Source organism: Micromonospora sp. NPDC049282, assembly GCF_043197045.1.
GTDB lineage: Bacteria > Actinomycetota > Actinomycetes > Mycobacteriales > Micromonosporaceae > Micromonospora.
The window spans coordinates 42,528-54,854 of record NZ_JBICSL010000010.1 but is presented as its reverse complement, the minus strand read 5'-3'; the positions used below and the strand labels follow the sequence as shown (position 1 = coordinate 54,854).

The following is a 12,327-nucleotide window of genomic DNA, read 5'->3' as shown; positions in this document are numbered from 1 at the left end:
ACAGCGTTGTGTAATCTCCTTCGGACGCTTCTTTTGCTCCGGGAGGAACGGGCATGAACCATGCCTTCGTCACCGCGTTGGCCGGCTCGGGCCACACCGCCGAGAGTCTGGCGGAACGGCTCGGCCTGCACCCGAAGACGGTGGCTCGCTGGGCGAACCCCGGGCACATTCCGCAGAGCCGGCACCGGGCCACCGTCGCGAACCTGCTCGGCCTGCCGATGGACGCGCTCTGGCCGGACGTGGGCCGCCGCCGTGAGCCGGTGTGGTTCCGCCCGTGGGTGGACATCGAACGCGAGGCGGTCGCGCTACGCGCGTTCCAACTCGCCTGGGTGCCGGGCCTGTTGCAGACCGAGGCGTACGCCCGGGCCACGTTCCTCGGCCAGCCGCTCACCGCCGACGAGGTCACCGATCTGGTCGCCGCGCGGCTGGACCGGCAGGGCATCCTGGACCGCCCGCGCGGGCCACTCTATGTCGTGGTGCTCGACGAGCAGGTGCTGCGCCGCGCCGCCGCCGGCGACCGGGCGCTGATGGCCGCGCAGGTGACCCACCTCGCGGCCTGCGCCGAGCTGCCGAACGTGCAGCTCCATGTGGTGCCCGGGGAGACGCCGACCTATCCCGGCCTGGACGGGCCGTTCATCATCGCCGAGCTGCGCGACGGCGTCCGGGTGGCGCATGTGGACAGTCAGGCGCAGGCGCAGATCCTCGAGCAGCCCTCGGAGATTGCTACCCTGGAGCGTCGGTGGGAACGCATCCGGGGCGAGGCACTGCCCCGCGCGCGGACCCTGGAACTCCTGAGGGAAGTTGCGGCGGCATGGACCTGAGCGGCGCCCGGTGGCGTAAGAGCACCCGCAGCGGCGGCAACGGCGGCGACTGCGTCGAGGTCGCCGGCAATCTGCCCGGCGTGGTCGGCGTCCGCGACTCGAAGGACCCGGCCGGGCCGGTGCTCACCTTCACCCCGACCGCGTGGACCCGGTTCGTGACGCTTACCCGCCGCTGACTACCGCCCCGGTGTCCTCGCACCTCGGGCTAGTGCCGTGACCGCGAACGTTCACGGTGTTGAATGACACGCCGCCGGGCCTGACGGCCGGGCGACGTGATGCCGTTCAGGCTGTGACGGTGGTAGATCCCGTACGCGTGCGGCGGCTCAGTGACCAGGAAGGTCAGCAGCTGCTGCGCATCACCCGTCGAGGCACGGGTTCACCGATTCGATTACGGCGGGCGATGGTCGTGCTCGCCTCGGCCGGCGGCAACACCGGGCCGGCCATCGCCCGGCTGGTCCAGGCCAACGAGGACACGATCCGGCAGGTCAGCACCCTGGCCGCGCTGAATCGCCGGCTCGAACCACCCCAACCACCCTGCGCTGATCCGCCACCTGCACCTTTACCTGCGCTGGGCAACGCCGACGCCCGCCACCCGGGCAGCCTGACCCCAACACCTCAAACGTTCATGGTCACGGCACCAGCCGCGTGAAGTTGCTAGACCGGTGACGTTGGCGTGGTGGAAGGCATCCGCCCTGACGAACGGCTCGGTGTCAGCGGCTTTCACCGATCAGAATTCTTCCGCCACGTCGTCGATTCTGGTAGCTCTCTCGAACCGGTGAAAGGATTAATGAGCATGACCGACGCTAGACGGCTGGGCGCCGACGAGGCCGCGTTCATCGCGGCGGTACGCGCGGAGGATTCCGGGCGGTTCGCGCTCCTGACCGAGCGCCACCGGCGTGAGCTGCAGGTGCACTGCTACCGGATGCTCGCGAACTACGCGGACGCTCAGGACATGACGCAGGAGACGTTTCTGCGAGCATGGAACAAGCGGGAGTCGTTCGAGGGTCGCGCTGCCCTGCGGACCTGGCTGTACCGGATCGCGACGAACGCCTGCCTTGATTTCCTGGAGAAGCGCAACGACCGCACACCCGTACCGTCCGGGCTGCCCGACCCCGGCTCCGAGGTGCTGTACCTGCAGCCGTACCCCGACCGGATGCTCCCCGAGGACCCGCAGGAATCGGTGGTGGCGCGGGAGACGATCGAGCTGGCGTTCATCGTCGCCGTCCAGCACCTGCCGCCGCGGCAGCGGGCGGTGTTCATCTTGCGCGACGTCCTCGGCTGGCCGGCGTCGAAGGCCGCCGACGCTCTCGAGCTGACCGTCGCATCGGTGACAAGCGCACTGCAGCGGGCCCGGGTGACGATGCGCGAGCAGCTGCCCGACCGCCGCCTCGACTGGCGGAGCCCCGCCACGCACGAGCTGTCCGATGACGAGCGCGGCGTGGTCAAGTCGTATATCGACGCCCACCAGCGCAACGACCTCGACGCGCTGATGTCCCTGCTGCGCGACGACCTGCGCTTCGCGATGCCGGCCGAGCCGGGCACCTCGGTCATGACGGCCAAGGACGCGGTGGACGGCTGGGTCTCCAATGGGCTCTTCAAGCCCGGCTACGACGACTGGCGCTGTATCACCACGACGGTCAACCGCATGCCAGCCGCCGCGCTGTACCTCCGCTCCCCCGACGACCCGCAGTACCGGCTGTTTACCGTCGCGGTCCTGCACATCGTCGACGGGAAGATCGCCGAGCTCACCGGATTCGACGCCACCGACAAACCGTGGCTGGGCCTGCCTCCGGCGCTGCCATAAGACAAAGGCCCCATCGTCGACGAGTTCAGCGCACGGGCCGCCGTCACCGTCGAATGAGCACTCCGACCAGCTGAACACCAACGCGAGAACGCGAACACCGCCCCGCCGACGGGGCGGCGTTATGCCCGAACTACGCCGTCACAATCAACGACGCCGCCGTCCCTCATCTCCAGCAAGTCGGTCGACAGCTCACTCGGAACGCAAGGAAGGGCCAGGGGAAGGTTTCCTCATAGCCGAGGGTCACGGTGGCCTCACGAGCCGAGCATCTGGCCCGTACTCATCGCCTCGTCTCGTACCGGGTCAGCACCACGCCGCCGGGAAACGTCCGCGTCTCCACCAGGTTCAGGCTCACCCAGCTGTGCAGGGCCGTGAAGAACGGCGTGCCGCCGCCCACCAGAACCGGGTAAGTGACCAGCACGTACTCGTCGATCAGCCCGGCCCGCATGGCCGCTGCGGCAAGTGTGGCGCCGACGATGTCCATCGGGCCGCCGGTCTCTGCCTTGAGCCGGGTGATCTCGGCGACCGCGTCGCCGGTGACCAGGCGGGTGTTCCAGTCAACCTTGTCGATCGTCGAGGAGAACACCACCTTCGGCATGTCCCGCCAGCGGCGGGCGAACTCGATCACCGCCGGGGTGGCGCCGGGCTGCTGGTCGGCGGTCGGCCAGGGGGAACTCATCGCCTCCCACAGCTTGCGCCCATACAGCGCCAGGCCTGTCGTCCCCACCCGGTCGGACCACCACTGGAACAGCTCGTCGCTCGACGACGAGTCCGGTCCCTCACCCCCACTCCAGCCGAGGTCGTCGCCGGGCGCGGCGATGTAGCCGTCCAGGGTCACGTTCATGGCGAAGATCAGTTTCCGCATCGTGCCAGCCTCCTGTGAGTCGATCTCACACGTACAGACGGGCGCGGCGCGAAAATCTAATCGGTGCGCGATCTGCGTCCGCAGGTAGTCCTCGCGTTTCGGACTGGAGCACCGCAGGCCAACGGCGTGTCAGCCAACACCGTGAACGTTCGTGGTCAGGGCACTAGGCGGATTCGAGGACGAAGAACAGGAAGCACATGAAGGACCCGGAGGGCAGGTTCGGCGGGAGCAGCTCCGTCGGGGTGTCCGGCGACGGCGGCGGCTCGCTGATCGTCACGATGCGGAACCCGGCGGCGGCGAAAGCATCCGTGACGGCGTGCAGCGGTCGGTGCCAGTAGGTCAGCCACACCGTCCGGCCGTCCATGACATAGTCCTCGGAATACCTCGTCACCGCGAAGTAGTCGGCCTCGGGATATGCGATGGCATAGATGGCGGGATGGATGATCGAGAGAATCAGGCGACCACCGGGCTTCAGCACGCGACGCAGCTCGGTGAGCGGACCGGACCAGTCCTCCAGGTAGTGCAGGACCAGGGACGCGACGACGTCGTCGAACTCGGCGTCCGGGAACGGCAGCGGCGCGGCCAGGTCCGCCACGCTCAGGTCGGCGTCCTCCCCCAGCCGCCGGCGGGCCAGGTCGACCATGGCCGGGCTCACATCGAAGCTGGTAACCACGGCCCCCCGGTCGCGCAGCGCCGCCGACAACGGGCCGGAACCACACCCCGCGTCGAGGATTCGGCGGCCCGAGACGTCGCCGGCCAGGCGCAGCATCGCGGGTCGCTCGTAGTAGGCGTTGAAGAGGCCGTTCTCGTTCTCGGCCGCATAGGCGTCCGCGAAGCTGTCGTAGTCGGCGATGGTCACCATCCCCCCTCGTCGATCACCATCTCCCGGATTTCCAAGATGGCCGCGCTCCAGCCGGAGCATCGCCTGCATCATGAACGGCGGCTTGTTCTTCCTGCCCATCGACGCCTCTTCAGTCCGCCGATTCGAGCACGGCCCTGAGCCGGGCCAGGTCGCTCTCGACCAGTGCGGTGTCGCGCTCGAACTCCGCGTCGCTCATGCCGGGGCCCCGACGCAGGCTGAACACCACCTCGGTGCCGTCGCCGTCGGCGATGGCGCGCAGCGGCACGTACACCGTCTCGCCGGACGGCGTGCGCACCTCGTGGTCGAGCACGCCGTAGTCGTTGGCCGGCGCGAACGTCAACCGCGCCCGCCCCTCGGGCGTCTCGACGAACCAGTGGCCGTCCTCGCGCGTCACCGAGCCGCCCAGGCCGGGCGCCCAGCGGGGCAGGTTGGCCGGGTCGGACGCGAACGCGTAGACCGCCGCCACCGGGCGGTCGATGTGCACGCTGAGGTGCCGGGAATTCGTACCCACGCCGCCGATGATGGCATGCCCGTCGTACCGCCGCGTGCCCGCGGAGGTGGCCCGCACCATTCAGCCGCGGGCGCGCCGGCGGCGTGTCCGGGCGATCAGGCCGGCGCCCATGAGCAGGAGCCCGAGCACGATCAGGGCCGTGCCGGCACGGTCGAGGATCGACGCGCTGCCCGGCCAGATCGCGACCATCGCCGCCACGGCGGCGAACACCGCCAGCACGATCAGGCCACTTCTGATCTGCCGACGCCGGGTCCGGGCACCTCCTGGCTCCACGGTGAACACCCCCCTGATCGCGCTGCCGGGGAGGTCGTACCCACCGGCCGCCGAACCTACGCTCGGTCCGAGCCGGTCCACCGGTAGGGTCGGTCGGCGTGGGACTGGACGCGTACGTGTCCTGCCGGTGCTGGCAGGACGGCCTCGCCACGCCGTGCCCGGTCGGCCCGATCGGCCACGACGAGGACGGCCGCCCGACCTTGATCCAGACCGGCGAGTACGACGCGACGGCCGAGAACGCCTTCTACGCCTGGATGTCCGGGGACGCCTGCCCGCACCCGCACATGGAGCTGGTGAGCGAGGGCGTGGCCAACTGGACCGGCGTACGGATGTTCCAGCAGGCGCTGCGCGCGGCCGGCGTGGACCGGTTCCCGACGCTGGCCGCCGCCCTGCCCGACCGCAACGACGGTGGGCTGCCGGCCGCGCGGGCGGCCGACGCGCTGGCCGAGCTGGACGCGTTCGCGGCGAGCCGACTCGCGGACGAGGTCGTGCTGGTCGACGAGGCGACCGGCCGGAGCGTGATGCCGTACGTCGAGGCATACCGTGGCGTGCTAATGCTCGGGCCGGCCTACCGGGCCGGGGTGGACCCGGGCGGCTTCTTCGTGCTCGACACCGGCGCGGAGCCGCCGGCGACGCTGTTCCGGGCCACCCGGTTCACCCAGCGCCCGTTGCCCGGCGGCGACGTGGAGTTCGCCGCCGGCGCCACGCGGGTCCGGGTGGCGATGTCGCCGGTCGGCGAGCGCGGGATGCCCCCGCCCGAGCGGCTCGCGGTGCGCACCCGGGCCCGCGCCGCCGACGACTACGCCTACGTCGTCGAGCCGCTGCGCCGGCTCTGCGCCGCGTCGCTGGCCACCGGCAACCCGGTCAGGTGGTGCTGACCGGGAGCGGTCACCACGGGACCACGCCGGCGTCGTCGAAGAACCCGCCGCTCGGCCCGTCGTCGGGCAGCGTCGCCAGCCGGATCGCGATCGCCGCGCCCTGCTGCGGCGTCCGCACCCCGCGGAAGCCGTTCAGGTCGGTCGCGGTGAAGCCGGGGCAGGCGGCGTTGATCAGGATGTTCGTGTCACCCAGCGCCCGGGCGTACTGGATGGTCACCGCGTTGAGCATCGACTTCGACGGCGCGTACGCCACCGACAGCGGCCCGGTCTGATGCTCGCCGGCGGAGGCGCTCTGCCGGGCGAGGGAGCCGACCCCGCTGGACATGTTGACGATCCGGGGCGACGCCGAGCGGCGCAGCAGCGGCAGCATCGCGTCGGTGACCCGGACGACGCCGACCACGTTGACCTCGACGGCCGCCCGCACGGTCGCCACGTCCGCGTCGCCGGGCTGCTGCGGCATCCCGCCGGTGATGCCGGCATTGTTCACCAGCACGTCGAGGCCGCCGGCCCGCTCCTGGAGCAGGCGGGCGGCGGCGGTCACGCTCGCGTCGTCGGTCACGTCCAGCGGTACGCCGAACGCGTCCACGCCGTCCGCGCGCAGCTTCGCCACGGCCGCCTCCCGGCGCTGTTCGTCCCGGGCGCCGACGCCCACCTGCCAGCCGAGCGCGCCCAGGCCGGCCGCGATCTCGTACCCGATTCCCTTGTTCGCGCCGGTCACCAGCGCGGTCGTACGTTCGCTCATGCGGTCGATCCTGTTCGCGCCGCCACCGGCCGGCCAACACCGTCTCGGTTCCGGCCGATACCCGCCGGGTATCGGCCGGGTAGGGTGCTCGGATGGAGACCCGGGAGCTGCGCTACTTCGTCGCGGTCGCCGAGGAACTGCACTTCGGGCGCGCCGCGCGACGCCTCGGCATCGCCCAGCCGCCGCTGTCCCGGGCGATCCGGCAGCTCGAACGGCGGCTCGGCGCGACGCTGCTGGAACGCGACAGCCGGGCCGTCACGCTGACCCCGGCCGGCGCGGTGCTGCTGCGCGAGGGCCGGGCCGCGCTGGACGCGGTGGCCGCCGCCGACCGCCGCACCCGCCGTGCCGCGTCCGCCGTGGGCGACGACCCGGGCCTGGTGTTGGCCACGAAGGCCGGCGCGTCCAGCGAGTTGCTGCCGAAACTGCTCGACGCGTACGCCGCGGAGCCCGGCGCGGTCGCCGTGGAGGTGCTGCTGTGCGGCATCGGGGAGCAGGAACGGCTGCTGCGCGACGGGCGGGCCGACGTGGCGCTGCTGCACCTGCCGTTCGACTCGACGGCCGGGCTCGACACCGAGGAACTGGTGACCGAGCAGCAGGTCGTGGTGCTGCCGGCCACGCATCCGCTGGCCGCCCGGGCACACCTGCGGACCGCCGACGTCGAGTCGCTGCCCGACCTGCCGCTGCCGCGCTGGCCGCTCCCGGACGGCAGGTATCCGGACGGGCCGGGCCCCGAGGTCCGCGACCACGCCCAACTGCTCCAGCTGATCGCGCTCGGCCGGACGGCGGCGGTGCTGCCCGAGTCGTGCCGGACGCTCCTGCGCCCCGACCTGGCCGCCGTGCCGGTGCCGGACGCGCCGGCGGTGACCACGGTGATCGCGTGGCCGCCGCACAGCCGGTCCCGGGCCCTGGCCGGCCTGGTCCGCACCGCCACCCGCCTCTAGCCACGCCGCGCGTGCCTGCCGACGAGCCTGCCGGACGCACCGCCCCGCCCGGCCACGCCGGCCGGTTTCCGGGCGTGTCCGGGCCAGCAGCAGAAGTGGCTTCGTAGCGGTATACCGCTCAAGAGTCGACATTCCTTCCCGACGGTCACGCACGGTCACCGGCGGGAGGCACACGGACGTGGGCCTAGTCGAGCAGGTCCTTGCGCATCTGCTGCGTGACCACCCGGTAGCCGGCCGTCCGGTAGAGCGTCGCCGCCGTCTCGTTGGCACCGAAGACGTTGAGTTCCAGGGCCCGGGCGCCCCGCTCCCGGGCCGCCCGCTCCCCCGCCGCGAGCAGCGCCCGCCCCAGACCCCGGCCGCGGTGCTCGGCGCCCACCTCGATGTCCTGAAGGAAGGCGCAGTCGGGCAGGCCACGCGGATGGGTCAGGCTGATCCAGAGGCGACCGATCGGCGTCCCGTCGGCCAGCACGCCGACCAGGAGAAGCTCGCCGGGGGTGGCCATGCCGTCCGGCAGTTGGGCGGCGATGGCCTGCCGCGCCCGGTCGAGGCCCTCCTCGGCGGTCCAGTTGCCGGCCGTGACGTGCTCCCGCGCGTACTCGACCGCCAGCTCGTGCTGCCAGCCGTCGAACTCCTCCGGGGACATCGCGCGGAGGGTCAGCTCACTCACCGGCGGCCCGCCTACGCGCCTCGCGCAGCTTCATGGCGTGCTCCAGCAGCGTGATGAGCACTTCCTTGGCGGACTCGCGCTGCCGCGCGTCGCAGAGCACCACCGGCACACCCGGATCCAGGTCGAGCGCCGACTGCACCTCGTCGAGCCGGAACTCCCGGGCACCCTCGAAGCAGTTCACCGCCACCACGAACGGCGTGCCCCGGCCCTCGAAGTAGTCGATCGACGGGAAGCAGTCGGCCAGCCGGCGCGTGTCGGCGAGCACCACCGCGCCGAGCGCGCCGAGCGCCAGCTCGTCCCAGACGAACCAGAACCGGTCCTGCCCGGGTGTGCCGAACAGGTAGAGCACCAGATCGTCGCTGATGGTGATCCGACCGAAGTCCATCGCCACGGTGGTGGTGGACTTCTCCTCCACACCGGACAGGTCGTCGATGCCGATCCCGGTCTCGGTCAGCACCTCTTCCGTGCGCAGCGGCCGGGTCTCGCTGACCGCGCCGACCATGGTGGTCTTGCCCACGCCGAAACCGCCGGCGATCAGGATCTTGATCGCGGTGGGCAGCGGCGCCGCTCCCGCCGGCCGCTCAGAGCGCCCGTAGTCCATTGATTACCGCCTCGAAAACGTGCTCGTCGGGAAGGCCGGCGGGGGTGGCGCGCGGCTCGCGTACCTGCACCAGGCTGCGGGCGGCCAGGTCTCCGAGGAGAACCCGGACGGTGCCCACCGGCAGGTCGAGATGGGCAGCGATCTCGGCCACGGACTGGATCCGCTGGCAGAGGCCGACGATCGCCACGTGCTCCGGGCCGAGCCCGGACTCCGACCCCACCTCGTTCCGCGTCGCGGTCACCAGTGAGATCAGGTCGAACGTGCCGGTCACCGGGCGCGCCCGGCCGCCGGTCACCGCGTAGGGGCGAACCACCGGGCCCGCGTGGTCGTCCACCCACTCCTGCTCCGTGGGCTCCCCCGGGCCGGTCATCGCGCCGCGTTCTCGCCGAAGGGCTGTTCCCGGGTCGGTGACGCGACGAACCGGCCGACCCGGGTGACGAGCATGGCCATCTCGTAGGCGATCAGGCCGACGTCCGCCTCCTCCGACGCCAGCACCGCGAGGCAGGCGTTGCGGCCGGCAGCGGTGACGAAGAGGAACGAGGACTGCATCTCGATGATGGTCTGCTGCACCTGACCACCGCCGAACCGCTTGCCGGCGCCGCGGGCGAGGCTCTGGATGCCCGCCGCCATCGCCGCCAGGTGCTCGCCGTCGTCCCGGCTCAATCCGCGGGACGAGGCCATCAGCAGTCCGTCGGTGGAGAGCGCCACGGCGTGTTCCGCCTGCTTGACCCGGCCGACCAGGTCATCCAGCAGCCACGCAAGATCCGCGCTCGAAGCCGTCTTCTGCGCCACTCGTCGTCCTCTTCTCCCCGGCTGGTGTGCCGTTCTCGTCCCGGAACCGTCCGCGTCGACGTCCGGTCAGGTGGCCTGCTCGTTCTCGTCGGCCGGCCCGCCGCCGGCCCCGTGCGCCCCGCCGAGCAGCCGCGCCGCGTCGGTGCGGCCGCGTCGGGTTCCGCTCTGGTAGGAGCTCATCATCCGGCGCACCTGCTCCGGCGCGCGCGCCGTGTCCTCCGCCCCGTCGTCCGTACCGGACTGCTCGTGCCGCAGCTCCGGGTTCAGACTGGCCTGGCGTACCCGGACCGGCAACCCCGAGTCGGTCAGCGGTACCGCGTCGGCCGCCTCCGGTGCGGCGCGGGTCTCGACCACCGCCAGCTCCGTCGTCGGCCCGGCCACCGCCGGCTGCCGTTTCCGGGTACGCGCCGGAAGCCCGGACGGGGTCAGGCGGGGTTCCGCGGGTTCCGGCTCGGCCTTCGGCGTACCGGAGTCGGCCGGGGTGGCCGCGTCGGCGTCGCCGTCCTCGACCGGCCCGACCGCGACGGTCTCGTCACCGGACCCGGCCGGCGTCTCCGCCGGCTCGACGGTTGGCGACGGTGCCGGCGCGGCGGTCACCTCGCGGGTGCCGTCGAACCCACCGCCGTCCCCGGCGATCAGCTCGCGCGGAATCAGCACCACCGCCGTGGTGCCGCCGTACGCGGACTCCCTGAGCTGCACCCGCACGCCGTGCCGCTCGGTGAGCCGGCTGACCACGAACAGGCCGAGCCGGGCCGCGTCGGCCAGGTTCAGCTCGGACCGGTCGACGATGCGCGCGTTCGCGGCGGCCAGCTCGTCGCCGCTCATGCCGAGGCCCCGATCCTCGATCTCGATGGCGAAGCCGTTGGCGACCAGCTGACCGCGGACCTCGACGGTGGTCTGCGGCGGCGAGAAGGACAGGCCGTTCTCGATCAGCTCGGCCAGCAGGTGGATCACGTCACCGACCGCGCGGCCGGTCAACGACACCGCCCCCAGCGGCCGGACGGTCACCCGGGTGTAGTCCTCGACCTCGGCGACGGCGCCGCGCACCACGTCGACCATCGGCACGCTGCGTCGCCACGCGCGGCCGGGGGTCGAGCCGGAGAGCACGATCAGGTTCTCCGCGTTGCGCCGCATCCGGGTGGCCAGGTGGTCGACGCGGAACAGGTCCTCCAGCTCCTCGGCGTCGTGTTCCCGGCGTTCCATGGCGTCGAGCAGGGTCAGCTGGCGGTGCACCAGCGCCTGAGTGCGCCGGGCCAGGCTGAGGAACACGTCGCGGACGCTGCGGCGCAGCTCGGCCTGCTCGACGGCGGTGCGGACGGCGGTCTCCTGCACCACGTTGAAGGCCTTGCCGACCTGGCCGATTTCGTCGTCGCCGAACTGCAGCGGTGGCGCCTCCCGTCCGACGTCCACCTCCTCGCCTCGACCGAGCCGCTCCACCACGCTGGGCAGTCGCTCGTTGGCCAGCTGAAACGCCGCCTCGCGCAGCCGTTCCAGCTGCCGGACCAGCGCCCGGGCCGTGGTGATCGAGACGATCACGGACGCGACGACGGCGATCAGGCCGAGACCGGCGGCGAGCACCAGCCGGACGATGACACCGACGGCGACCGGGGTGGCCCGGGACACGATGTCCTCACCGCCGGCCAGGATCACCCCGCGCAGGCCGGCCATCGCCCGGTCGGCGGCGGCCCGCCAGGCGTCGGCGGTGACCGGCGGTCGCACGTCCTCGCCCTTGGCCGCGAGCACCCGGTCCTGCAGGGTGCGCAGTTGCCCGAACGCCTCCCCGTCGACCATCTGCTGGTAGCGGGCCCGGTCGGTCGGGGCCAACTCCCGGGCGGTGCGGTCGGCGAGGAACCACTGCGCGCCGACCAGCCGGGCGAACGCGGTCTGCTCGGCGACGGTCAGCCGGTTGGCCGCGACCGCGCCGGTGAGCAGGGCGTCCTGTTGGGACAGCAGCTCACGGGAACGGTTCAGGTCGATCAGCGCGGCGGTGTCCCGGGCGATCTGGTCGTCGTCGAGGCCACCGAGCGCGTCGAAGACGGCGAAGATCCCGTCGACCGCCTCGTCGTACGCGTCCAACGTGCCGGTCCGGTCGATGGCCTTACGGCCGACCTCGTCGCGGACCTGGGTGAGCTGCCCGAGTTCGGTCTTCAGCTCGGCGAGCCGCTGCTCCAGCTCGTCGCTCGCCGGGACCTCGGTGCGCCAGTCCTGCACCGAGGTCCACAGTGTGCTGGCCGCCTCGTCGGTGCGGGTGCGCTGGGCCTGCAACTCCTGCAACTGCGCGGGGTCGGACTCGCCCAGGTAGCGCACCGAGAGCCGGCGCTCCTTCTGCAGCTCCAGCAGCAGTGGGTCGCTCGGCTCGAAGACCCGCGCGTTGAGCGCCTGCACACCGAGCAGGTTGAATCCGTCGCGCACGGTCACCCAGGCCGCGAAGCCCCAGAGCGCGATCAGCGACGCCAGTAGGGCGATGATCTTCGTACGGAGATTCGTACTGCGGGAACCCATCACACCGTCCTGGCCCGGTCTTCGTTCGGCTCGAAATCCGATCGACTCCGGCGCACGCTAGCAGCCGTCGT

At 72.0% G+C, this 12,327-nt stretch carries 16 protein-coding genes; 6 read left to right on the top strand and 10 right to left on the bottom strand.

Annotation, left to right across the window (positions count from 1 at the left end; genetic code table 11):
* Window positions 1-53: 53 nt before the first annotated feature.
* From ACGFI2_RS17615 to ACGFI2_RS17600, 4 genes are read left to right on the top strand one after another with little or no spacing between them, the layout of a single operon-like run.
* The gene (locus tag ACGFI2_RS17615; RefSeq protein ID WP_393517780.1) at window positions 54-821 is read left to right on the top strand and encodes a DUF5753 domain-containing protein; all 768 of its coding nucleotides are present in this window, start codon (window positions 54-56) and stop codon (window positions 819-821) included.
* Entirely contained in the window at window positions 812-997 is a 186-nt protein-coding gene (locus tag ACGFI2_RS17610; RefSeq protein ID WP_393517777.1) for a DUF397 domain-containing protein, read from the top strand. Before ACGFI2_RS17615 ends, ACGFI2_RS17610 begins: the two co-directional genes overlap by 10 nt.
* A 56-nt stretch (window positions 998-1,053) precedes the next feature.
* The gene (locus ACGFI2_RS17605) at window positions 1,054-1,470 is read left to right on the top strand and encodes a hypothetical protein (RefSeq protein ID WP_393517774.1); all 417 of its coding nucleotides are present in this window, start codon (window positions 1,054-1,056) and stop codon (window positions 1,468-1,470) included.
* 27 nt (window positions 1,471-1,497) lie between these two features.
* Window positions 1,498-2,625, top strand: a complete 1,128-nt coding sequence (locus tag ACGFI2_RS17600; RefSeq protein WP_393517771.1) for an RNA polymerase subunit sigma-70 — start codon at window positions 1,498-1,500, stop codon at window positions 2,623-2,625.
* A gap of 277 nt (window positions 2,626-2,902) precedes the next feature.
* Here ACGFI2_RS17600 and ACGFI2_RS17595 read toward each other — a convergent pair whose 3' ends face one another.
* The 4 genes from ACGFI2_RS17595 to ACGFI2_RS17580 form a co-directional block, all read right to left on the bottom strand.
* Window positions 2,903-3,487 (bottom strand): dihydrofolate reductase family protein, encoded by a 585-nt coding sequence (locus tag ACGFI2_RS17595; protein WP_393517768.1) that lies wholly within the window; start codon window positions 3,485-3,487, stop codon window positions 2,903-2,905.
* Window positions 3,488-3,650: 163 nt separating this feature from the next.
* Window positions 3,651-4,448 (bottom strand): class I SAM-dependent methyltransferase, encoded by a 798-nt coding sequence (locus ACGFI2_RS17590; protein ID WP_393517765.1) that lies wholly within the window; start codon window positions 4,446-4,448, stop codon window positions 3,651-3,653.
* Window positions 4,449-4,458: 10 nt separating this feature from the next.
* On the bottom strand, window positions 4,459-4,860 hold the full coding sequence (locus ACGFI2_RS17585) for an SRPBCC family protein (RefSeq protein WP_393517762.1): 402 nt from the start codon (window positions 4,858-4,860) through the stop codon (window positions 4,459-4,461).
* A gap of 60 nt (window positions 4,861-4,920) precedes the next feature.
* Window positions 4,921-5,133 (bottom strand): LPXTG cell wall anchor domain-containing protein, encoded by a 213-nt coding sequence (locus tag ACGFI2_RS17580; RefSeq protein WP_393517759.1) that lies wholly within the window; start codon window positions 5,131-5,133, stop codon window positions 4,921-4,923.
* A 98-nt stretch (window positions 5,134-5,231) separates the two neighbouring features.
* Between ACGFI2_RS17580 and ACGFI2_RS17575 the strand changes: the two genes are divergently transcribed.
* Entirely contained in the window at window positions 5,232-6,011 is a 780-nt protein-coding gene (locus ACGFI2_RS17575) for a hypothetical protein (protein ID WP_393517756.1), read from the top strand.
* Between the two features lie 10 nt (window positions 6,012-6,021).
* Here the strand turns inward: ACGFI2_RS17575 and ACGFI2_RS17570 are convergent, their stop codons facing one another.
* Complete coding sequence (locus ACGFI2_RS17570) at window positions 6,022-6,753, bottom strand: SDR family NAD(P)-dependent oxidoreductase (protein WP_393517753.1); 732 nt, start codon at window positions 6,751-6,753, stop codon at window positions 6,022-6,024.
* A gap of 92 nt (window positions 6,754-6,845) precedes the next feature.
* Between ACGFI2_RS17570 and ACGFI2_RS17565 the strand changes: the two genes are divergently transcribed.
* Window positions 6,846-7,694, top strand: a complete 849-nt coding sequence (locus ACGFI2_RS17565) for a LysR family transcriptional regulator (RefSeq protein WP_393517750.1) — start codon at window positions 6,846-6,848, stop codon at window positions 7,692-7,694.
* Window positions 7,695-7,878: 184 nt separating this feature from the next.
* Here the strand turns inward: ACGFI2_RS17565 and ACGFI2_RS17560 are convergent, their stop codons facing one another.
* The 5 genes from ACGFI2_RS17560 to ACGFI2_RS17540 form a co-directional block, all read right to left on the bottom strand.
* On the bottom strand, window positions 7,879-8,361 hold the full coding sequence (locus ACGFI2_RS17560; RefSeq protein WP_393517747.1) for a GNAT family N-acetyltransferase: 483 nt from the start codon (window positions 8,359-8,361) through the stop codon (window positions 7,879-7,881).
* Entirely contained in the window at window positions 8,354-8,962 is a 609-nt protein-coding gene (locus ACGFI2_RS17555) for an ATP/GTP-binding protein (protein WP_393517744.1), read from the bottom strand. Before ACGFI2_RS17555 ends, ACGFI2_RS17560 begins: the two co-directional genes overlap by 8 nt.
* Window positions 8,943-9,332 (bottom strand): DUF742 domain-containing protein, encoded by a 390-nt coding sequence (locus tag ACGFI2_RS17550; protein WP_181569354.1) that lies wholly within the window; start codon window positions 9,330-9,332, stop codon window positions 8,943-8,945. Before ACGFI2_RS17550 ends, ACGFI2_RS17555 begins: the two co-directional genes overlap by 20 nt.
* Window positions 9,329-9,754, bottom strand: coding sequence for a roadblock/LC7 domain-containing protein (locus ACGFI2_RS17545; protein ID WP_393517741.1), 426 nt, complete (start codon window positions 9,752-9,754; stop codon window positions 9,329-9,331). Before ACGFI2_RS17545 ends, ACGFI2_RS17550 begins: the two co-directional genes overlap by 4 nt.
* Window positions 9,755-9,820: 66 nt before the next feature.
* The gene (locus ACGFI2_RS17540) at window positions 9,821-12,256 is read right to left on the bottom strand and encodes a nitrate- and nitrite sensing domain-containing protein (protein ID WP_393517738.1); all 2,436 of its coding nucleotides are present in this window, start codon (window positions 12,254-12,256) and stop codon (window positions 9,821-9,823) included.
* Between the last annotated feature and the right edge of the window lie 71 nt (window positions 12,257-12,327).

Coding starts and splice junctions, on each gene's coding strand:
- ACGFI2_RS17540 (WP_393517738.1), bottom strand. CDS start 12,256: ATGGGTTCCCGCAGTACGAATCTCCGTACGAAGATCATCGCCCTACTG.
- ACGFI2_RS17550 (WP_181569354.1), bottom strand. CDS start 9,332: ATGACCGGCCCGGGGGAGCCCACGGAGCAGGAGTGGGTGGACGACCAC.
- ACGFI2_RS17615 (WP_393517780.1), top strand. CDS start 54: ATGAACCATGCCTTCGTCACCGCGTTGGCCGGCTCGGGCCACACCGCC.
- ACGFI2_RS17565 (WP_393517750.1), top strand. CDS start 6,846: ATGGAGACCCGGGAGCTGCGCTACTTCGTCGCGGTCGCCGAGGAACTG.
- ACGFI2_RS17590 (WP_393517765.1), bottom strand. CDS start 4,448: ATGGGCAGGAAGAACAAGCCGCCGTTCATGATGCAGGCGATGCTCCGG.
- ACGFI2_RS17555 (WP_393517744.1), bottom strand. CDS start 8,962: ATGGACTACGGGCGCTCTGAGCGGCCGGCGGGAGCGGCGCCGCTGCCC.
- ACGFI2_RS17595 (WP_393517768.1), bottom strand. CDS start 3,487: ATGCGGAAACTGATCTTCGCCATGAACGTGACCCTGGACGGCTACATC.
- ACGFI2_RS17570 (WP_393517753.1), bottom strand. CDS start 6,753: ATGAGCGAACGTACGACCGCGCTGGTGACCGGCGCGAACAAGGGAATC.
- ACGFI2_RS17610 (WP_393517777.1), top strand. CDS start 812: ATGGACCTGAGCGGCGCCCGGTGGCGTAAGAGCACCCGCAGCGGCGGC.